Source organism: Streptomyces corynorhini (genome assembly GCF_003346515.1).
Lineage (GTDB): Bacteria > Actinomycetota > Actinomycetes > Streptomycetales > Streptomycetaceae > Streptomyces > Streptomyces corynorhini.
Window position 1 is genome coordinate 14593 of sequence record NZ_QQNA01000094.1, and the last position, 20753, is coordinate 35345.

Genomic DNA, 20753 nt, shown 5'->3' on the forward strand with positions numbered 1-20753 from the left:
GTGTCTCAGCTGACCAGTTCCTTCGGCACGCGTACCGGCAGGAACGCCGACGGCTCCCCGGCCGTGCGACCCGGACCGCGCCCGTTCCTCCCGGGCGAAGACGCGGAAGGCGTCGCGCGGGGACAATCCGATCTACGAACAACCCAGGTCGGCGACGGTGCGCGCCCTCTCCCCGCTGGGCAGGGCGCGCAGCGGGTACGGGGCGAGGGCGATCCTCATCGCTCTGCTCCTCCATAGAAGGCGGGGCGTTTCTCCAGGGCTTCGATCCCTACGGTCGCGCCGGACTCCATGGATTCCACGAGCGCGTCCGTGATGACGGTCGCGGCGTAGCCGTCCCAGGCCGAGGGCCCGGTGGGCTCGGTGCCGCTCGCCACGGACCCGGCCCACTCGCGGAACTCGGTGTCGAAGGCGTTCTCGAAGCGGCCCTTCCAGTCCTGGAGCACCGCGGTGGAGTCGCGGCCACGGCCGCGGACCGCGACGGCCGCCGGGTCGGGCAGCCGTACCAGCCCCTCCTCGCCCACGGTCTCGCACTGGATGTCGTACCCGTACTGGCAGTTGACGAAGACCTCCAGGTCGATCCTGACCCCCTCTGCGGTCTCCATGAGCATGATCTGCGGGTCCTGGAGGTGCTCGTGCCGCTTGCGGGTCGGGCGCGGACGCAGCACCTGTACGGAGCGGATCTCGTCGTCCAGCAGCCAGCGCAGCACGTCGATCTCGTGGACGGCGGTGTCCTGCGCGGCCATCGCCGAGGTGTAGGAGGCGGGGGCCGTCGCGTTGCGGTGGGCGCAGTGCACCATGAGCGGCTCGCCGATCCCGCCCGACTCGATGACCTTCCTCATCTCCCGGTAGCCGGAGTCGTACCGGCGCATGAAGCCGACCTGGACGAGCCGGGTGCCATGGGCCGTCTCCGCCTCGATGATCCTGAGACAGTCCTCGGCGGTGGTGGCCAGCGGCTTCTCGCAGAAGACCGGCTTGCCCGCGGCGATGGCGCCGAGGACGTGCTCGGCGTGGGTCGGGCCCCAGGAGGTGACGACGACGGCGTCGACGTCCGCCGCGCCGATGACCTCGGCGCCGCTGGGCAGCGCGCGGGCGCCGACCGACGCGGCGACCTCCTCGGCGCGGGCGGAGTCGATGTCGAACACGGCGGTGACCCGGGTGCCGGTGACGACATGGGTCAGTCGGCGGATGTGGTCCTGGCCGATCATGCCGGTGCCGATCACACCAATGCGGACAGTCATGAGGGATCTCCCTTTCGGAGCGGCTCAGTTGGGGGAGGAGACAGGGTCGGTGGGGTGGGTGTCGAGCCCGCCGCGTCCCCTGGTCAGGACGTCAAGGGCTGCCATGTGTGGGGACCTCCAACAACTGACGCGCTCAACTGACGCGCTCTATTGGCGCGCTCCAGTTGTCAGTACGATCGTCCACGTCCATATGTCCTGTCAATGTGTGGTTACGGCCTCTTCTCCGGGGAGCGGCACCAGGGTTCATGGGCGAGTCAAGGACGAGTCACGGAAGGGGAGGGGGCCTCGGTGGCGGAGTCACCCGGCAAGCGGCGCCCGACGATGGCCGACGTCGCGCGGCGGGTCGGAGTCTCCCGTGCCCTCGTCTCCCTGGTGTTCCGCAACCAGCCAGGACCCGCCGAGGAGACGCGGCGGCGCGTGCTGCGCGCGGCCGACGAGCCGGGGTACCGCCCCGACAGCGCCGCCAGGCTGCTCGCCCCGGGCCGCAGCCGCACCCTCGGAGTCATGCTGACGCTCCATCAGCTCTTCGAGACCGACATCGTCGAGGCCGTCCTCGACCCCAAACTGGTGGTGCGGGGCACGAGTTCGGCGCCGCCGGACGGACGGCAGGCACGGCCGGGGGCGTACGTCCGCGAGGAGATCGTCCCCCGAGGGGGCGGTCCGCGAGGAGATCCCCCGCCAGGGGACGGTACGCGCGCCCGCCGCGTCAGCCGACGGGCTGCGCGGTGGCGGCCTGCTGCGCGGTGACCGGCCGGGCGGCGGCCGGGCCCAGAGGGCCCTCCCGGTCGCAGTACGCGTGCACCCGGGCCAGCAGCGCCTCCGGTTCTGGGTTCGGCTGGAGCGCGTTGAGGTGGAGGAGCCAGAGGTCGTGGAGCCCCTCCTCGATATGGCTGCGGCCCTCCAGGGCGTCCGAGACCGTGTGCAGTCCGAAGAAGGCGCACACCAGTCCGTACGCGGCCACGTCCGGCGGCACGCCCGGGGCGAGCTGGCCTTCCGCGCGGGCCTCTTCGAGCAATTCGGTAATCGTCTCCAGCCAGCCGACAAAGGGGCGGGGAAGAGTGGCGTCGATGGCGGCGCGCTCCGCCCAGAGCCTGGCTCCGGCACGGGTGACGACATCGTCGCGGAAAGCCCGCGCCACATCGAAACTGAGTGCGACCATCTTCTCCAGCGCCGGCAGATCGGCGGATCCGTACCGGCCGATCAGCTTCGGCCAGGTGGCGAAGTGCTCCTCGACAATGGCCAGGGCGAGATTCTCCTTGCTGGCGTAATGGAAGTAGATGGCTCCGCTGGTGCGTCCCGACCGTGCGCTGATATCGCTGATACTGGTGCCCGCATAGCCTCTTTCATCGAACAGGCGTGCCGCCGACTCCAGCAGAAACCTCCGCGTCGCCTTCGCCCGCATCTGCGCCGCTCGCACCTGCACGTGTACTCCGGATCGCCGTTCCGTTAACTGACAGCACGCAATGTAGCGCTTTTGGCCGAACCGGGCTGGGGTGCGCAGTCGGGTGAATTGAGTTGTGCTTATCGTATGAACGCATCGGTGGATGGTGTAGCGGTCGGCGGCGTGTCCGCGAGTGGCACACCCGCGGGTGACACGCCCCCGGACGGCGGGCCGCGCGGCCGGTCGGCCCGGGTCCGTCCGCTGTCCTGGTCGCGCACCGTCCCGCGCGAACTGGTCCACCGCGACTCCGTGGCCGAGGTGCTGCTGACCGACGTACGGCGGGCCCGGGGCGGCGGGTTCGAGGCCGCGGCGTCCTGGCCCCGGTCGCATCCGACATTCCCGCGTGACGGCGCCGATCTGCACAGCCCGCTGATGATCGTCGAGACGCTGCGGCAGCTCGGCATCTACGTACCCCTCCGGTACTTCGGGGTGGCGCCCTCGGACCGGCTGGTGATCACCGATCTGTACTTCGAGACCGATCCGCGCGGCGAGCCCGTGGCCCGCTCGGGCGCCACCAGAGTCGACTGTCGTGTGCTGGTCGGCGGGGTGCGCCGGGGTCCGGGCGGCGAGGTCACCGGGTTGCGGCTCCAGGTCTCCTTCCGGGCCGGTGGCGTGGTCTTCGCGCGGGCCGGCGGCGGCTCGCGGTTCCTGGACGCGGAGCGGTACGCCGCCGTACGGGCGGGGGGCGCGCGGACCGGCGAGCCGGCGCGGGAGACTCCGCGCGCGCCGGCCCCGGCACCCCGGCCGGTGCGGCCCGCGGCCCACCGGCTCGGGGTGAACGGCGCGCACGATGTCATGATCGCGGCCGACGGCGCCACCCTCCTGGTGGAACCCGCCGACCCGAGACACCCCTACTTCTTCGATCACGCCACCGATCACCTGCCCGGCATGATCGTTCTGGAGGCGGCCCGGCAGGCGGCGGCCCTCGCAAGCGGGGGAAGGCTGATGCGGCCTACCGCCGGTCGGCTGAAAACCGCGCGCTTCATCGAATACGCGCCCCCCGCCCGAGTTCTGTGCGTGCCGCACCACACGACCTGCGTCTTCCGCTTTCTGCAGGGCGGTGAACAGAAGGCATTCGGCGCGCTGCGCTACCAATAAACACATAGGGACACTAATGGCAATCGCTTGACTGCCCTGAGTGATGCTCCCTAGCGTAGTGATCGTTATGTTCTTCGGCGGTCGCCCGACAGGCTCTCCGTAGAGGCCGGTGCCCGCCTGGAATCCCACCCGCATGTCCGCGGGTGACCACAGACGCGCCCGCGGTGTTTCGCACCGGTGCGGCGGCCAGCGCTGCCGCGATCAGGGCTTTCCCCGAATGGAAAAGAACCGGATGACAGCTCAACGCATCCTTTCCTGGACCCCCGCCGCCATCGTCTTCGACTGTGACGGCACTCTCATGGACACCGAAATCCACTGGCAGGACGCCCGTATTCACGCGTTGCGGGAGTACGGATTCACTCCCGCGCCCGGTTTCGCCGAGCGCGCCAAGGGCCTGCACTACTCGGAATGCGGTCTGCTCATGGCGACGGAGGCCGGCCGGCCCGAACTCGGCGAGGAGATGACCGGCAGGCTGCTCGCGCACTTCCGCGCGCTGGTCGACGACAACCCGGTCACCATGCCCGGCGCCCGTGAACTCGTCGAGGACGCCGCCCGGTTCGCCCCGCTGGCGGTCGCCAGCAACTGCCCGAGGGAGGTCGTCGAATCCTGCCTCGGCACCGCGGGTCTGCTCCGCCACTTCGGCCATGTCGTGGTGCCGGACGGCGCCATCAGGCCCAAACCCCACCCCGACGTCTACCTCGCGGCCGCCCGGCTCTGCGGCGCCGAGCCCGCCGAGACCCTCGCGGTCGAGGACTCCCACGTCGGCATCCAGGCCGCCGAGCGCGCGGGGATGCGCATCATGGGCGTCGGCCCCTGGCCGGGCGACCGGACCGTGGCCCTGGTGGACCTGTGGGTCCGCTCGCTGGACGAGCCGGAGGTGCGCGGCTGGGCGGACACCCGGGTGCCCGCGCAGTTGTCGCGCGGAAGCGCGCCCGTACAGGAAATCGGCCTACCATGAATCCCTGAAGGACATATCAGCCCCAATGCCGCCGCGCAGGGAGATGGCCACGGATGGATGAGGAACGCGCCGGCCGTCTCGTCTCGTCGCTGCGTGCCCGGGGCGTGCTGGCGCACCTGGCCCATCTGGGCGTCTACCAGTGCGGGGTGCAGATCGTGCTCATCGGCGGCGGTGAGGCGATCTGGGACATCGACGCGGTGATGGGGCTGCGCGCCGAGGTCGTACAGGACGGCGTCCTGGTCGGATTCGTTCCGCATGTACGCGGCTCCGAGGAGTTCACCGAGGAACAGCTGGTGCAGACCATCGCCACCGCCCGTTACGACAAGGAGGGGCTGCACCCTCCCGCCGACACCGCAACCGGCCCCGAGGGCACGGGCGGTGAGGGCACGGGCCTGCCCTACCGGGGCGCGGGACCCGCGCTCCCCCAACGGCGGCGCCGGGGGCTCAGGCTTCCCCGCTGGCCCCGGCGCCCGGGATAGCCCGCCCGGCGACCGGCACGGCGCCCCGGAAGCCGCTTCGATTTCACACGTGTGTACGAGTACGCGGTCATGTCACGCGGTCGGCTGTTGTTTCCGCCGATTCACCCCGTGCGCCCCGTCCACATGGGCATGCTGGTGCGCATGGCTGAGCATGGTGAGAACGTGCCCGCGTACCGCACGATCCGGGTGACAGGCCCGGACGGCCCGGTCGAGGCGGTGGCGGATGTGGCGGCGTGGCAGGCGCGCGAAGCGTATCCGGACATCCTTTCGGCGGGTGGTCCGGTCTTCGGCGTGGTACGGGAGCGCGAGGCGGGCGGCTGGGAGCTGGTCTCGCCGTTCTCCGGACTGGCTCCGCAGGACTCCCGCGACAGCATGGGTGCGCGGTTCCGGCTGCTGGCCCAGGAGCGCAGGCGCGCCGGTGACGAGTCCGCGTACCAGGAGTGCATGAGCGCGGCGGAGCGCACCGAGTGGGAGACGACCGACGAGATGACCGTGCTCGGCACGCGCTACCGGGTGGTGCGGGCGGAGTGCTTCGTACGGTCGGGCCCCGACGGGCCCGAGCCGCCGCGCCCCACCGACCCGGACCCCATGGTGGCCGGCGAGTCGCACCGGGCCCCCGACCCCGCCGCCGGGTTCGTCTTCGATCCGGTCATCGCCACGGGCATGTCCGAGGGCATCCTGAAGGTCGAACTCCTCTCCCTGATGCCGAAGGCCGGCACGGTCCCGCAGGACGTACGCGCGGACGCGCTGACCGCGGCGCACACGCATCCCGGAGGGGTGCTGCTGCCGCCCTCGTTCATGACGACCGAGTACGGCGGCGGGCACTGGCGGCCCCAGTCCACCGTGATCGCCGTCACCCCGCAGAACGCGCGGGACTCCCTGGCCATGAAGTTGCGCGTGATGATCCCCTGGAAGGGCCGGCTCGGCCCGGCCGAACGCGCGCCCTACTCGGCGGCGGCGGACCGGCTCGACGCCGAGCGCTGCGACGAACTGACCGTCGAGGGGCGCCGCTTCAGAGTCGCCCGGGTCGAACGCCTGGTCCGCATCGGCCCCGACGGCCCGGAGGGGCCGCGCCCCTCCGACCACGACCCCGAGCCGCCGGTGATGGTGCAGCACCAGCAGCAGCTCGCACAGGGGCTGATCTCCGAGGACGACGACGGAGCCGACTGCGCCGAACTTCCCCCCGGGGCGCAGCGGTTCAACGACCTCTTCGACGAGGAGCAGCGACGCCGCGACGCGCTGCGGGCGGCGCGCGGGCCGTCGGACGGCGACTCCTGAGCCGGACCCCCGGGGCCCGCCCGCGGCGCACCCCGGGGGGACCGTTCCTGGCGAGGGGGTCAGCAGCGCTCGTTCACATGGCCGGAGCGCCCCGCCGGTACGAGATCACGGTCCCGCAGGACGATCGGCAGCCGCTCGCCCCACTCCCGGCACGCCGCGGTGAGATCCGCCCCGCGGTACTCGATCACCAGCACCTTGTCGTCGTAGGCGTCCGCGTAGGCCGCGCACTCCTCGTACCGCGCACACTCCTCCGCGATCGCGAAGTCGAATCCCAGCCGGTGGCCCACGGGGGCCATGTCCGCCGCGTTCTTCTGGCCGATCGCCAGCCCGGCCCGGTGTGCCCGCGCCACCAGCAGCTCGGCGAAGGCCGACGCCTGCTTCCGGTCGAGGAGGCCGTCCGAGCGCAGATACGAGTCCAGGTTGTCCGAGTCGAGCCCGTCGAACCCCTTCTTCGCGCAGCCGTCGAACCAGCCGCCGACGATACGGGCCAGCCGCTCACGGTGACCGGCGGTGGAGATGTCCAGCAGCGGTTCCTGCCAGTCCTCGTCGACGACCAGATCGCCGTCGGCGTCGCGCAGCAGCAGATCGGGATGGTTCTTCCGCCACCATCCCACCTCGTCCGGCTGTGTCTGGTACGCGTTGACGTAGCAGATGTTGTAGGCGCCGGGCTCGGGGGCGGCCGTCCGGTCGCGGACGACCGTACGCACCCCCTCGGGCGGGGGGTAGGCGCCGCCGAGCTGGTAGTCGAACGGCTGATCGGGCAGCTGCCGAACCTGGCGGTCGGAGTCGGCCGGGCTCTTCGTCGCGGGGGCGCCCTCGGGGGCGCCGGATTCCGCGCACCCGGACAGGGCGAGCGCGAGGGCGAGCGCGAGGGCGAGCAGCAGGGGTGCCACCGGTGTACGGGTGGCGGAGCGGAACGGCACGGTGGCGCCTTGACGTCGGAGGGGCGGCGGACGCGTCAAGTTTCCCATCGCGTCCGCCGCCCGCCCGACCTGGTCACTCCTTGACGGCGCCGGAGTTGGCCCCGTTCACGAAGTAACGCTGGAAGCAGAAGAACAGCGCCGCGACCGGCAGGGTGGACAGCAGCGCCGCCGCCAGCTTCAGCGGATACTGGGTGCCGCCGCCGAGCCCGCCGGAGACGAAGCGGGCAAGTCCCGTGGTGAGCGTCTCGTACTGGCCGGACTGGGTGGCGACCAGGAAGTGGGTGAACTCGTTCCACGACCCCTGGAACGACAGGATCGTCAGCGTGATCAGCGCCGGTCTGGCCATCGGCAGCACCACCGACCAGAAGATCCGGAAGACCCCGGCCCCGTCGACCCGGGCGGCCTCCTCGACCTCGCGCGGCACCGACTCGAAGAACTGCTTCATGATGAAGATCCCCGCCGCGTCCACCAGCAGCGGCACGATCATCGCGGTGTACGTGTCGAAGATCCCGAAGGTGTTGAGCACCAGGAACTTCGGGATGAGCAGCGCCACCCCCGGCACCGCCATCACCGCGAGCACGAAGCCGAACAGCACCGAACGGCCCCGGAAGCGCAGCCGCGCCAGCGCGTACCCGGCCATCGAGTCGAACAGCACCCGGCCCGCGGTCACCACCACCGCCACGAACGCCGAGTTGGACAGCCAGCGCAGGAAGGGCACCCCCTGCGCCGATTCGCTCAGCCCGAACAGCCGCTGGTAGGCGGCCGTTGTCGGGGTGGCGGGCAGCAGCGACAGCGGATGCGACGCCGCGTCCGGGTCCGTCTTGAACCCGGTGACCAGCTGGATCGCGAAGGGCAGCAGATAGAGCAGCCCGACCCCCACCACCAGGGTGTATCCGAGCACCCTGGCGGGCGAGGGGAAGCGGGGCAGCACCGGTCGGGCGGCGGAGCGCGCGGCCTTGCGGCGGGTCCGCGCGGCCCGCCGGTCCTCGGTCGTGGCGGTGGCGGTCATCGCTTCCTCCCGGTGCGCTCGCCGCGTTCCCGCAGCACCCAGCGCTGGAGCACGGTCAGACAGAGGATCAGGGCGAGCAGGATGAACGCGATCGCCGAGCCCTGGCCGAAGTCCGCGTTGTCGAAGCCCGAGGAGTACGACAGGAACGCGGGCGTCAGCGTCGTGTTGCCCGGGGCGCCCTGCCCCATCACGTACACCTGGTCGAAGACCTGCCAGGTGGAGATCAGCCCCAGGGTGAGCACCAGGAACAGCACGGGACGCAGCGCGGGCAGCGTCACGTACCGCAGCAGCTGGCGGCGGTTGACCCCTTCCAGGGCGGCGGCCTCCTCCAGCTCGCGGGGGATGTCCTGGAGCGCCGCGAGGAAGATCAGCATGAAGGTGCCCGAGGTGGTCCAGACGGCCAGCAGGATGATCGTGCACATCGCGACCGAGGGGCCCGAGAGCCACTCGAACCAGGACAGGCCCATGAAGGAGTGGTTGGCCAGCGCCCCGGCGGGCTTCTCGGGATCGACGATGCCGAGATCGCCGAGGATCAGCGAGAGGACCCCGCGCGGATCGGCGAACCAGTTCGGGCCCTTCACCCCGATCCAGGACAGCAGGGAGTTGACCGCCCCGCTGCCCTGGAAGAGGAAGAGGAACACCGTCGAGACGGCGATGGAGCTGGTGACCGAGGGGAAGAAGAACGTGGTGCGCAGCGCGCCCCTGGCCCGCAGCACCTTCTGGTTGACGATCAGCGCCAGCCCGAGCGCCAGCAGGGTCTGGAGCGGCACCGTCAGCAGGACGTAGTACGCGTTGTTGCGCAGCGAGGTCGCGAAGAGCGTGCGGTCGAGCCCGTCCTGGGTGAGCAGCGCCCGGTAGTTGTCCAGGCCCACGAAGTCGGCCTGGCCGCCGAACGGGTTGGACTGCCCGTCCCAGTGCAGCAGGCTGACCCAGAGCGCCATCAGGATGGGCAGGACCAGGAAGAGACCGAGGATGATCACCATGGGGCTGACGAACAGCCAGCCCCAGGCGCCTTCCCCCCGACGGCCCGCGCGCGGGGCACGGTTGCGGGCCGTCGGGGGCGTACCGGTCGCGCCGGGCGTGTCAGGTTCGCCCGGTGCGCCGGTCGATCGGGGGGCGCCGCGCGCGGCGGAACCGCGCGAGCGTGTGGTGCGCAGGGACATGGGGGCTCAGTTGCCCTTCGCGATCGCCTGTTCGCCGTTGCGCTGAAGGTCGGCGAGGATCTTCTTCGGGTCGGCGGTGCGCAGCGACTGGAGGTCGGTGTTGAACTGGCTCAGCACCTTGTCGAAGCCCGCGATGGTCACCGGGCCCTGCGCGTAGGCGCTGCCGTCCACCCACGCCTTGGCGGCGGGGTGCTTCTCGGCGTACGTCGTGAGGGCGCTGGTGCGCGAGGGCATCACACCGAACGCGTCGGCGAAGGTGTTCTGCTGCTTCGCGGAGGTCAGGTACTTCACCAGGTCGACACCGGCGGCGCGGTGCTTGCTGTCCTGCGCCACGCCCCAGCAGTTGCTGTAGGCGAGCGTGCCCTGCCCGGCCGGGCCCGCGGGCAGCGGGGCGATGGCGTAGTCGACGTCGGGGTAGTCGAGCTTCATCCCGCCGTCGAGCCAGTTGCCCTCGATGGTCATGGCGGCCTTGCCCTTGCCGAGCGCCTCGCCGCCCCAGCTGGTGTCGACCTGCTTGGCGAACTTCATCGAGCCGGACTTCAGCAGGGACTGGACGTAGGTGAGGCCCCGCACATTGGCGGCGGAGTCGGCGGTCATCTTCTTCTGGTCCGCGTCGGTGATCCAGCCGCCCGCCTCCTTCATGAAGACCCCGAGCCGCTGGAACTCGTCGCTGGTGACCAGACCGGTGACGCCGCCGCCGGTGAGCTTGGCCGCGACGGTCTTCAGCTGGTCCCAGTCCTTCGGGTAGTCCTTCTCCGTCAGCCCGGCCTTCTTCCACAGGTCGGTGTTGATGGCGAGCCCGAGGGTGGAGGTGTCCTTGGGCAGACACACCAGCTTGCCGTCGTACGAGAAGGAGGTGCGCAGCTGCTCCGAGAAGTCGTCCGCGTCGGATATCTGGTCGCCGTACGGGTAGAGCGAGCCGCCCTTGGCGTAGTTCGCGAACTGGTCGGAGTTGACGTAGAAGACGTCCGGCGGCTTGTGCCCGGCGAAGGCCTGGCCCAGCTGCTGGTTCATGTCCTTGGCGATCTCGACGGTGACCGAGTTGCCGGACTCCTTGGCGTACGCGGCGGTCGCCGCCTTGACTGCCTGCGTCTCGGCGTCCCCCGAGGTGGCGATCAGGACCGTCAGTTTCTGCTTCGCGGCCTTGTCCTGGTCCGGCTCCTTGCCACTGTCGAAGCTGGACGAGCAGCCGGTGGCGGCCAGCAGCGCCGCGCAGGTGGCGAGGGCGGCGACGGCCGTGCGGGTGACCATGTGTTCCTCCATGAAAGATGAGAAATGCGGCTCTGTCGCCCTGGAGAGGGCGTGGTGCGGAAGGGTTCGGTGGCTGTCGGCGGTACGCGGCTGTCAGCCGCCCGGCAGGCGGGGTGTGCTGTCGCGTACGGCGAGCGTGGGTTCGAGCAGTACGCGCTCGGGGGCGGCGCCGGGCGTCGCCATCCGGGACAGCAGCAGCCGTACGCACTCGCGGCCCACCGCCTCCAGCGGCTGGGCGAGCGTGGTCAGCCCGGGGGAGAGCAGCGCGGCGGTGGGGGAGTCGTCGAAGCCGATGACGGCGACGTCCTCGCCCGGTACGGCGCCGCGCTCGCGCAGCGCCTGGTAGCAGCCCATGGCGAGCACGTCGCTGGCGGCGACCACGGCCGTGGCGCCCGCGTCGAGGAGCGGGCCCGCGGCCTGCCGGGCCGAGGCGATGTCGTCGACGCTGTGCGCCCGTCGGCCGCGTACGGGCAGCTCGTGCCGGCGCATGGCCCGCCGCCAGCCGTCCGCGCGGTCGTCACCGACGCCGGAGCCGCGCGGCCAGCCGAGGAAGGCGATCCGGCGATGGCCGAGGGCCACCAGGTGTTCGACCGCCGCGTCGGTGCCCGAGGCGCCGTCCACATCGGCCCAGTCGCCGATCTGCCGGCCCGACCACATCCGGCCGAAGCCCACGAACGGCACCCCGCGTTTGGCGAGCCACGCCTGGCGCGGGTCGCCCCTGTCGGTGCCGCTCAGTACGAAACCGTCGACGCTGTGCAGGTCGAGGAGTTCCTCGTGGCCGTCGAGGCTGGCGGTGCCGGGCGGCGAGGCGAACAGCAGGATCCGGTACCCGGCCTCGTCGGCGGCCTGGGACAGGGCGTGCAGGAAGCGGTCCATCACCGGGGCGGGCGCCCCGGGGGCGGTGGGGCGGATGCCGTACCCGATGAGCCTGCTGGAGCGGGTGCGCAGGGTCTGGGCGGCGCGGTGCGGGCGGTAGCCCATCTCGTCGATGGTGCGGCTGACGCGCTCCAGCGTCTCGGGGCGCAGCAGCCCGGGGGAGTTCAGGGCGTTCGAGACGGTCTGCGGGGACACCCCGGCCCGCCGCGCCACCATGGCCAGGGTCACAGGACCGGCTTTGGGCGCGGGGCTGTCGGCGGGGCGGGGCATGACTGTCTCCGGAACCGTTCGTGTGAAGCGATGAGTTGTTCGTGTGAAACGACGAGTTGATTGGAGCGTTCCAATGCCATTGTCAACGAGCTGAAGTCGTCGTTAGGGTTCTTGGAACGCTCCAATGACTGAGAGGTTCTGCTCTGTTGTCCACTACTGTCAAGACCCACGACGTTATGAACTCCGTCGCAGCGGCGGCCGGCCCCCAGGCCGAGGGCCTCCAGCCCTTCCTGCACGACGCGTGTGTGACGCTGTACGCGCCGAGCTTCGCGGTATCCCACGCGGACGGGCAGATCGACGGGGGCGCCGACGGCTTCTACCACGGCGACAGCAGAGCGCTGGCCCGGCTGACCGTCGAGGCCGACGGCATCGCCATCGCCCCCGCCAGGGGCGGACTCGACGGCGCGGACCGCGCCGCCTTCCGCGCCGTACTGCGCGGCCTCGGCGAGTCGACGCCCGACCCGGCGCTCACCCTGCACCGGCGCCGGCGGCTCACCGCCGGGCAGTTGGAGGAGACCCTCGAAGTCGGCAACGCGGGCATCCGCGACGTCACCTTCCGGATGGTCGTCACCGCCACCACCGACCTCGCCCCGATGGAGCGCGTCAAGCAGGGCGACGCGTGCGACCTCCTGCCCGCGTCCCCCAACGCCGCGGGCGACGGCTTCGGCTGGACCCGCGACACCTTCTCCGCCACACTGACCAGCTCCCCCCGGCCGACCGCCCTGGACGCCGGATCCGGCCGCCTCGCGTACGACATCGAACTGGCGCCCGGCGAGAGCTGGACCGCCGTACTGCGCTGTGACGCTTCTCATGCGGACGGCGACCAGTTCCCGGCGCCCCCCGTCGGCACCCTCCCCTGGAGCGCCCCTGCCCTGCGCAGCGCCGACCGGCGCTTCGACCAGTGGCTGAGCCAGTCCGTCGCGGACCTGGACCGGCTGCGGCTGACCGACCCGACCGGCCCCGCGGAAGAGGGCCGCCCCGCCGACCAGTTCCTGGCCGCGGGCGCCCCCTGGTTCCTCACCCTCTTCGGCCGTGACTCCCTCTGGGCGGCCAGGATGCTGCTGCCCCTGGGTACCGGCCTGGCCGCCGGTACGCTGCGCACGCTCGCCCGCCGCCAGGGCACCAGGACCGACCCGGCCACCGAGGAGCAGCCCGGCAAGATCCTGCACGAGGTGCGCAGGGCGACCCAGAACTTCGACGACAACTTCTCCCTGCCGCCCTGCTACTACGGCACGGTCGACGCCACCCCGCTGTGGATCACGCTGCTGCACGACTCCTGGCGCTGGGGCCTCGCCCCCGAACAGGTCGAACAGCTGCTGCCGCAGGCCGAGGCGGCGCTCGACTGGATGCGCGCCCAGGGCGACACCGACGCCGACGGCTTCCTGAAGTACGTCGACCAGACCGGGCGCGGTCTGGCCAACCAGGGCTGGAAGGACTCGGGCGACTCCATCCGGCACCGCGACGGCCGGCTCGCCGCCTCCCCGATCGCGCTGTGCGAGGTCCAGGCGTACGCGTACGAGGCGGCGCGCGGCGGCGCCGCGCTGCTGCGCGCCTTCGGACGGCCGGACGCCGACCGGTGGGAGGAGTGGGCCGAGCGGCTCGGCGACCGCTTCCGCGCCCGGTTCTGGGTGGAGGACGAGCGCGGCCCGTATCCGGCCGTCGCCCTCGACCGGGACGGCAGGCCGGTCGACTCGGTCACCTCGGGCTTCGGCCATCTGCTCGGCACGGGCCTGCTCGACCACGACGAGAGCGCGCTGCTCGCCGCCCGGCTCAGCGCGCCCGACCTCGACTCGGGCCACGGGCTGCGCACCCTGAGCAGCGACTCCGTCGGGTTCAACCCGTACGGCTACCACATCGGTTCCATCTGGCCGCACGACACCGCGATCGCGGTGCACGGGCTGGCCAGGGCCGGGTTCGCGGACGCCGCCGCGAGTCTCGCCGGGGGGCTGCTGACGGCCTCCGCGGGCTTCGACGCCCGGCTGCCCGAGCTGTTCGCGGGTCATGGCGCCGCGAGCGACCCGGTGCCCTCGCCGTACCCCGCGTCCTGCCGTCCGCAGGCGTGGGCGGCGGCCTCGTCGGTCGTCGTGCTGCAGTCGGCGCTGGGGCTCTCGGCCGATGTGCCCGGCGGTACGCTGACCGTCGCGCCCGCTTTCGCGGAGCCCTACCGGCCGCTGAAGGTCGAGGGACTTGCGGTCGCCGGCGGCCGGCTGGACGTCTCCGTGGACGCCGACGGCACCGCGCACATCGAGGCACCGGCCGGTCTGGAGGTGCGGCGGGAACACCCGGCGGCCCGCTGACGGCGGCCGGGGGCCGGTCCGGGTCCGAGCGGCACGACCGAAGCCGATCGCCGCTCGGGCCGTGTCGCTGATGGGCCGAACGGGTGAGGGACGGGAGGATGTCCGGATGCAGACACAGTGTGCGGGCGAGGTGGTCCGGTGAGCAGGTACGACAGGTACGACGCCACCGACGAGCAGTGGGAGGGTCTGGCCCAGGTCGTGCCCCTGCGGGGCCGCGACGAATGGCCCTCACGGGTCGACCACCGGGCCGTCCCGGAGTACCCGGCGGAGAACCGGCGGTTCATCGTGCTGCGGGTGCAGGTGTTCGGCGACGCGCGGGAGGTCGCCGACCACCTGCTCGCCGAGATCCCCGTGCTCCTCGATCTGACCAGCGCCGAGCCCGATGTGGCCAAACGGATCCTGGACTTCAGCAGCGGTGTCGTCTTCGGCCTGGGCAGCGCGATGCACCGGGTCGACAAGAACGTCTTCCTGCTCGCGCCCGACGGTACGGAGGTGGACGGGACGCCCGAGGACACGCTGCCCTGACCGGCGTTCGTGCCGGGCGGTGCGGTGCCTCGCGGCGCTGTCGCGCCGTGTTCCGGGCCGTCCCCCGAAGGTGGGAAGCGGGCTCGGCAGGAACGGTTCGGCGCCCGGGTGGCCGCATACGGTCCGGCCATGGAACCTTCCCGTACCCGTCCCGCCGTCACCGAGCTGCGGCTCTCCGCCTTCACCTCGCACCGCGGAGCGGCCTTCCCGCTGGGCCCGATGACGCTCTTCACCGGGGCGAGCGGCAGCGGCAAGACCACGGCGCTGCGCGCGTACGAGTCGCTCGCCCGGCTCGGCGCGGGCGCCCCGCTGCGGGAGGCGTTCCAGGACGCGGCGGCCTGTGTCCCGGAGCGGGCCGCCGCCGACGCGCAGGGCCGGCGCGGATTTCGGATCGGTTGTACCGTCGACGGGCCCGCCGGTCCCGTACGGCTCGACCTCGCGGTCCAGGCCGAGCCCGAACTGCGCATCGTCGGCGAGCGGCTGACCGGCGGCGGGCAGACCCTGCTGGCCACGGCGTTGCGCGATCCCGGGCGCCCCACGGTCCAGGCGGCCTGGCACACGGCGGGCGCCGTCCCCGTGACCCGCGCGCCGCTGCCCGACGACCGGCTCGCCACGGCGCTGCTGCCGCTGCGGGTGGCGGGCCGCACCGAGGGCCAGCTGCGGGTGCTCGCCGCCGCGGAACAGACGGTGCTCGCGCTGCGCTCCGTCCTGGTCTGCGACCCGCAGCCACAGCTCATGCGGCGGCCGGTGGCCGCGGGGCGCGAGCGCCTCGGCCGCGGCTGCGAGAACCTGCCCGCCGTCCTCGACCGCCTCCTCGGCCGGGCCCGCGACCCGCACGGCGGGCTCCGGGCGCGGCTGGCGGCGGCCGCGCGGGCGGGCTGCGCGGGCCCGGTCACCGAACTGGCCGTGCAGCGGCTCGCCGACGGTACGGTACGGGCGCTGCTCGCCCGGGACGACTCCGGCGTGCGGGCCGCGACCCCGCTGGAGCGGCTGGGCGAGGGCGAGTTGCGCTATCTGGCGCTGGCGCTCGTGCTGCTCGCCGGAGCCGGCGTGCCCGGCCTGCTCGGGCCGGGCGGGCCCGTCGAGGTGGACCCGGCGCTGCGCTCCCTGACCGTGCTCGCCGACGGATTCGACCGCGGTATGGACCGGCGGCAGACGCGGGAGCTGATCACGCTGGCGGCCGGGGTCTGCGCGGAGGGCGGCCTGCGGCTGGTGGGGACGGTCGCGGACGCCTCGTGCGCGCGGGGGACCGCCGGGGCGACGGTGGTAGACCTGACCCCGTGAAGGACAAGAACATCGACACCGACACCGACACCGATCTTGATACCGACACCGACACCGACACCGATCTTGATACCGACACCGATCTTGATACCGACACCGATCTTGATACCGACACCGATCTTGATACCGACATCGACACGGACATGGACACAGACATGGCTGCCACGGACACGGACATGGCCGCCACGGACATGGATATGGCCGGGCTCCAGCGGCGGTTGGCCGAGTTCGCGGCGGCCCGCGACTGGGAGCGGTACCACACCCCCAAGAACCTGGCGGCGGCGCTGAGCGTCGAGGCGTCCGAACTGCTGGAGATCTTCCAGTGGTTGACGCCGGAGCAGTCCGCGCGCGTGATGGCGGACCCGGAGACGGCTCACCGGGTACGGGACGAGGTCGCGGACGTGCTCGCCTACCTCCTGCAGTTCTGCGCGGTACTGGACGTCGACCCGCTGACGGCGCTCGCCGCGAAGCTGGAGCGGAATGAGGTCCGCTTCCCCGTCAAGGGGCCCGAGGAGCGCCCGGATCCCGCCTGATCGTCACTCTGCGGAGTGAGTGAGTTATGCACAACGAGTCAGCTGTCCACAGATTTCCGCAATGCTCTGGCCTTTCTGTCGCCGTTCCCTCACTCTGGGTAGTGGGAGTTGGTGGGCAGGATTGTCGTACGAAGAGGGGCAGCGGATGAATGCGGAACGGCTCATCGGGGTGAGCCGCCATGCCCTGGCGGGAAGCACGGAGGCGCTGGAGGTCCTCACGGAGGCGTGGCAGGCGCAGGCCCTCGCGCGGGCGATCGGCCACCATCTGGCGACGGGCGGACCGGCGGAGTTGCGGGGCGAGGCGCGGGAGCTGTGCGAGGCGAGCGGGCGCGGCTGCGGGCGGCCGGACCAACCGGGTCTGACCGAAGGGGGGATACGGGCGCGCAGGCTCTCGGGAGTGCCCGATGTGCGGGCGGCGCTCGGCGCGCTGGCCGCGCTGCTGGGCGAGGTGGGGATCGCGCTGGTCGCGGTGGCGTGCGACACGGACGAGGAGGGGCTGTACTGGCAGTGCATGGAGGCGATCGACGCGGCCGACGAGTCCGGCGACCAGGTGGGCGCGATGCTGCGCAGGCTCATGACACAGGAGCGCGACCGCGAGCGGGAGCGGGAGCGCCACCCGGACTGGGGCGGGGCGCTGGAGCGGCGCTGGGTGCGCGAGCGGGACGGCGCCGCGGACTCGCCGGTGGGGCCGCTGTGAGATCCGCCCCGACGGGAGGGTGCCGAGGAGAGCGGGGCGAAGGTGCAGGATGGAGCCATGGATCTTCGAATCTTCACCGAGCCCCAGCAAGGGGCGAGCTACGACACGCTGCTGACCGTGGCCAGGGCCACCGAGGAGCTTGGCTTCGATGCCTTTTTCCGCTCTGATCATTTTGTGAAGATGGGCTCCGTCGACGGTCTGCCGGGGCCGACGGACGCCTGGATCACCCTGGCCGGGCTGGCGCGGGAGACCAAGCGGATCCGGCTCGGCACCCTGATGACCGCCGGGACGTTCCGGCTGCCGGGGGTGCTGGCCATCCAGGTCGCGCAGGTGGACCAGATGTCGGGCGGCCGGGTCGAGCTGGGACTCGGCGCGGGGTGGTTCGAGGAGGAGCACACGGCGTACGGGATCCCCTTCCCCAAGGAGAAGTTCGCCCGGCTGGAGGAGCAACTGGCCATCGTGACCGGGCTGTGGGCCACGGAGGTCGGCGAGACCTTCACCCACCGCGGCACGCACTACCAGCTCACCGACTCGCCCGCGCTGCCCAAGCCCGCACAGTCCAAGGTGCCGGTCCTGATCGGCGGACACGGCGCGACGCGCACCCCTCGGCTCGCCGCGCAGTACGCCGACGAGTTCAACATCCCGTTCGCCTCGGTCGAGGACACCGAGCGGCAGTTCGGCCGGGTGCGGGCCGCGGCCGAGTCGGCCGGGCGCGCGGCGGACGACCTCGTGTACTCGAACGCGCTGGTGGTCTGCGTGGGCAAGGACGACGCGGAGGTGGCCCGGCGCGCGGCGGTCCTGGGCCGGGAGGTGGCGGAGCTGAAGGAGAACGGGCTCGCGGGCTCGCCCGCCGAGGTGGTCGACAAGATCGGCCGCTACGCCGCCGTCGGTTCGTCGCGGATCTATCTCCAGGTGATGGATCTCGACGACCTCGACCAGCTGGAGCTGATCTCCGCCCAGGTGCAGTCCCAGCTCGGCTGAGTTCGGTCCGACTCCGCCGGGAGCGGTGCCTGCGAGACTGGCCGGGGAAGTGATGCCGTCTCCGGTGTCCCGGGTGCGCCGAGCGGCCGGGACACCGGGCACCGAGTACCGGAGCAGCCGTGAAGCCCGTCCGCGCCCTCGCCGACGTCCTCGCCGAGGAGACCGTCGTCCTCGACGGCGGTCTCTCCAACCAGCTCGTGGCCCAGGGCTGTGATCTGTCCGACGCGCTCTGGTCGGCCCGGCTCCTGGTCGACAGCCCCGAGCGGATAGAGGCCGCCCACGCGGCGTACGTGCGGGCGGGCGCGCGGGTGCTCATCACCTCCAGCTACCAGGCGACGTACGAGGGCTTCGCCCGGCGCGGCGTCGCCCGCGACGAGGCGACCGCGCTGCTGGCGCGCAGCGTGCAGCTGGCGCGCCGCGCGGCCGACGCGGGGGAGCGGGAGGTGTGGGTGGCCGCCTCGGTCGGCCCCTATGGCGCGATGCTCGCGGACGGCAGCGAGTACCGGGGGCGCTACGGGGTACCGGTGGCGGAGCTGGAGCGCTTCCACCGGCCCAGGATCGAGGCCCTCGCCTCGGCGGGTCCCGATGTCCTCGCCCTGGAGACCGTGCCCGACGTGGACGAGGCGCGGGCGCTGCTGCGGGCCGTCGAGGGGTGCGGCGTACCGGTGTGGCTCTCGTACTCCATCGCGGGCGAGCACACCCGCGCGGGTCAGCCGCTGGCCGAGGCGTTCGCGCCGGCCGCCGGGGTCGACCAGGTCATCGCCGTGGGCGTCAACTGCTGTGAGCCCGGCGATGTGGACCGTGCCGTGGAGATCGCCGCCTCGGTGACGGGCAAGCCCGTCGTCGTCTACCCGAACAGCGGGGAGAAGTGGGACGCGGCGGCCCGGGAGTGGCGCGGGCGGCCCGGGTTCGACCCGGGCCGGGTGCGGTCCTGGAGCGCGTCCGGGGCCCGCCTGGTCGGCGGCTGCTGCCGGGTGGGGCCCGCCGGGACGGCGGAGCTGACGGCGCTGACCGCGCCGCCGACGGCCTGACCGCCCCGACCGTGCCGCCCGCTGTCTGGCCAAGAGTGACGGTGGTGCTCCCGGGGCGATCGCGCCACGATGGGGGCATGGGATTCCAGGTGAACTCCGAGACCGGGCGGCTGCGCCGCGTCATACTGCACCGCCCCGATCTGGAGCTGAAGAGGCTCACTCCGGGCAACAAGGACGCGTTGCTCTTCGACGACGTGCTCTGGGTCCGCCGCGCGCAGGAGGAGCACGACGCCTTCGCCGCCGTGCTGCGCGACCGAGGGGTGCGGGTCCATCTCTTCGGCGATCTGCTCCGCGAGTCGCTGGAACTGCCGGTCGCGCGCGGGCTGGTACTGGACCGGGTCTTCCACGAGAAGGAGTACGGCCCGCTCGCCACCGGCCATCTCCGGGAGGTCTTCGACAAGCTGCCCACGGCCGAGCTGGTGGAGGCGCTGGTCGGGGGGATGACCAAACGGGACTTCCTGGAGCGGCACACGGAACCGACCTCGGTCCGCTTCCATGTGATGGACCTCGACGACTTCCTGCTCGACCCGCTGCCCAACCACCTCTTCACCCGGGACACCTCCGCCTGGATCTACGACGGAGTCTCCATCAACGCGATGCGCTGGCCCGCGAGACAGCGCGAGACCGTGCACTTCGAGGCCATCTACAAGCACCATCCGCTCTTCGCCGGAGCGCCGGCGGGCGAGTTCCACCACTGGTCCGAAGGACAGGACGACTACCCCTCCACCATCGAGGGCGGCGATGTCCTGGTCATCGGCGCGGGCGCCGTGCTGATCGGGATGAGCGAGCGCACCACCCCGCAGGCGGTCGAGATGCTCGCGCGCGGCCTCTTCGCGGCGGGTTCCGCCACCACGATCGTGGCGCTCGACATGCCCAAGCGGCGGGCGTTCATGCATCTCGACACGGTGATGACGATGGTCGACGACCACACCTTCACCCAGTACGCGGGGCTCGGCATGCTCCGCTCCTACACCATCGAACCGGGCGCCGACGGCCAGGAGCTGAAGGTCACCGACCATCCGCCCGAGCACATGCACCGGGCCATCGCGGCGGCGCTGGGCCTGGACGCGATCCGGGTGCTGACCGCCACGCAGGACGTGCACTCGGCCGCGCGCGAGCAGTGGGACGACGGCTGCAACGTGCTCGCCGTCGAGCCCGGGGTGGTCGTCGCGTACGAGCGCAACGTCACCACCAACAGCCATCTGCGCGAGCAGGGCATCGAGGTGATCGAGATCCCCGGCGGCGAGCTGGGCCGGGGGCGGGGCGGGCCCCGGTGCATGAGCTGCCCGGTGGAGCGGGACGCCGCGTAGGTCCTGTCCGGGCGGCCTTGTCCGAGCGGACCTGGGCACTTTCGCCCGGATCGGGCCGACCAGGACTGTATAGCAATACAGGGCATCGTATATAGTTACGGCTCCATTTGT

Annotated in this window: 19 protein-coding genes and 1 pseudogene; 13 read left to right on the forward strand and 7 right to left on the reverse strand. The window is 72.0% G+C overall.

Annotated elements, in window-relative coordinates; translation table 11 throughout:
- Window positions 1-215 precede the first annotated feature (215 nt).
- The gene (locus tag DVH02_RS13320; protein WP_114624009.1) at window positions 216-1238 is read right to left on the reverse strand and encodes a Gfo/Idh/MocA family protein; all 1023 of its coding nucleotides are present in this window, start codon (window positions 1236-1238) and stop codon (window positions 216-218) included.
- Window positions 1239-1559: 321 nt separating this feature from the next.
- On the opposite strand from DVH02_RS13320, the pseudogene DVH02_RS13325 reads away from it, so the two are divergent.
- Window positions 1560-1790: pseudogene (locus tag DVH02_RS13325) on the forward strand (LacI family DNA-binding transcriptional regulator); the annotation flags it as partial.
- A gap of 154 nt (window positions 1791-1944) precedes the next feature.
- Here DVH02_RS13325 and DVH02_RS13330 read toward each other — a convergent pair.
- Complete coding sequence (locus DVH02_RS13330) at window positions 1945-2640, reverse strand: ScbR family autoregulator-binding transcription factor (protein WP_114624039.1); 696 nt, start codon at window positions 2638-2640, stop codon at window positions 1945-1947.
- Window positions 2641-2766: 126 nt separating this feature from the next.
- Here DVH02_RS13330 and DVH02_RS13335 point away from each other — a divergent pair, with 126 nt between their 5' ends.
- From DVH02_RS13335 to DVH02_RS13350, 4 genes are all read left to right on the forward strand, one after another.
- On the forward strand, window positions 2767-3777 hold the full coding sequence (locus tag DVH02_RS13335; protein WP_114624010.1) for a ScbA/BarX family gamma-butyrolactone biosynthesis protein: 1011 nt from the start codon (window positions 2767-2769) through the stop codon (window positions 3775-3777).
- A 232-nt stretch (window positions 3778-4009) separates the two neighbouring features.
- Window positions 4010-4735 (forward strand): HAD family hydrolase, encoded by a 726-nt coding sequence (locus DVH02_RS13340; RefSeq protein ID WP_114624011.1) that lies wholly within the window; start codon window positions 4010-4012, stop codon window positions 4733-4735.
- A gap of 53 nt (window positions 4736-4788) precedes the next feature.
- Window positions 4789-5214, forward strand: a complete 426-nt coding sequence (locus DVH02_RS13345; protein WP_114624012.1) for a hypothetical protein — start codon at window positions 4789-4791, stop codon at window positions 5212-5214.
- A 141-nt stretch (window positions 5215-5355) separates the two neighbouring features.
- The gene (locus DVH02_RS13350) at window positions 5356-6492 is read left to right on the forward strand and encodes a DUF5954 family protein (protein ID WP_114624040.1); all 1137 of its coding nucleotides are present in this window, start codon (window positions 5356-5358) and stop codon (window positions 6490-6492) included.
- 59 nt (window positions 6493-6551) lie between these two features.
- Here the strand turns inward: DVH02_RS13350 and DVH02_RS13355 are convergent, their stop codons facing one another.
- From DVH02_RS13355 to DVH02_RS13375, 5 genes are all read right to left on the reverse strand, one after another.
- Window positions 6552-7415, reverse strand: a complete 864-nt coding sequence (locus DVH02_RS13355) for an endo alpha-1,4 polygalactosaminidase (RefSeq protein ID WP_233518205.1) — start codon at window positions 7413-7415, stop codon at window positions 6552-6554.
- A 73-nt stretch (window positions 7416-7488) separates the two neighbouring features.
- Window positions 7489-8424, reverse strand: a complete 936-nt coding sequence (locus tag DVH02_RS13360) for a carbohydrate ABC transporter permease (RefSeq protein WP_114624014.1) — start codon at window positions 8422-8424, stop codon at window positions 7489-7491.
- Window positions 8421-9407: a carbohydrate ABC transporter permease gene (locus DVH02_RS13365; protein WP_407697619.1), complete on the reverse strand. Its 987-nt coding sequence runs from the start codon at window positions 9405-9407 to the stop codon at window positions 8421-8423. The genes DVH02_RS13360 and DVH02_RS13365 overlap by 4 nt, the downstream gene beginning before the upstream one ends.
- Before the next feature lie 186 nt (window positions 9408-9593).
- Window positions 9594-10838 (reverse strand): sugar ABC transporter substrate-binding protein, encoded by a 1245-nt coding sequence (locus tag DVH02_RS13370; protein WP_114624016.1) that lies wholly within the window; start codon window positions 10836-10838, stop codon window positions 9594-9596.
- A gap of 93 nt (window positions 10839-10931) precedes the next feature.
- Window positions 10932-11984, reverse strand: coding sequence for a LacI family DNA-binding transcriptional regulator (locus tag DVH02_RS13375; RefSeq protein WP_114624017.1), 1053 nt, complete (start codon window positions 11982-11984; stop codon window positions 10932-10934).
- Between the two features lie 176 nt (window positions 11985-12160).
- Here DVH02_RS13375 and DVH02_RS13380 point away from each other — a divergent pair, with 176 nt between their 5' ends.
- The 8 genes from DVH02_RS13380 to DVH02_RS13415 all read left to right on the forward strand — a co-directional run bounded on the left by DVH02_RS13380 (window position 12161) and on the right by DVH02_RS13415 (window position 20642).
- The gene (locus DVH02_RS13380) at window positions 12161-14281 is read left to right on the forward strand and encodes a glycogen debranching N-terminal domain-containing protein (RefSeq protein ID WP_114624018.1); all 2121 of its coding nucleotides are present in this window, start codon (window positions 12161-12163) and stop codon (window positions 14279-14281) included.
- Window positions 14282-14419: 138 nt separating this feature from the next.
- Complete coding sequence (locus tag DVH02_RS13385) at window positions 14420-14806, forward strand: cell division protein SepF (protein ID WP_114624019.1); 387 nt, start codon at window positions 14420-14422, stop codon at window positions 14804-14806.
- Window positions 14807-14935: 129 nt separating this feature from the next.
- Window positions 14936-16090, forward strand: coding sequence for an AAA family ATPase (locus DVH02_RS13390; RefSeq protein ID WP_114624042.1), 1155 nt, complete (start codon window positions 14936-14938; stop codon window positions 16088-16090).
- Between the two features lie 176 nt (window positions 16091-16266).
- Window positions 16267-16623, forward strand: a complete 357-nt coding sequence (locus tag DVH02_RS13395) for a nucleotide pyrophosphohydrolase (RefSeq protein ID WP_114624041.1) — start codon at window positions 16267-16269, stop codon at window positions 16621-16623.
- A 145-nt stretch (window positions 16624-16768) separates the two neighbouring features.
- Complete coding sequence (locus DVH02_RS13400; RefSeq protein WP_199566270.1) at window positions 16769-17320, forward strand: DUF6099 family protein; 552 nt, start codon at window positions 16769-16771, stop codon at window positions 17318-17320.
- 57 nt (window positions 17321-17377) lie between these two features.
- On the forward strand, window positions 17378-18301 hold the full coding sequence (locus DVH02_RS13405) for an LLM class F420-dependent oxidoreductase (RefSeq protein ID WP_114624020.1): 924 nt from the start codon (window positions 17378-17380) through the stop codon (window positions 18299-18301).
- A 119-nt stretch (window positions 18302-18420) separates the two neighbouring features.
- On the forward strand, window positions 18421-19332 hold the full coding sequence (mmuM, locus tag DVH02_RS13410; protein ID WP_114624021.1) for a homocysteine S-methyltransferase: 912 nt from the start codon (window positions 18421-18423) through the stop codon (window positions 19330-19332).
- Window positions 19333-19409: 77 nt separating this feature from the next.
- The gene (locus DVH02_RS13415; RefSeq protein WP_114624022.1) at window positions 19410-20642 is read left to right on the forward strand and encodes an arginine deiminase; all 1233 of its coding nucleotides are present in this window, start codon (window positions 19410-19412) and stop codon (window positions 20640-20642) included.
- The last annotated feature ends 111 nt before the right edge of the window (window positions 20643-20753 follow it).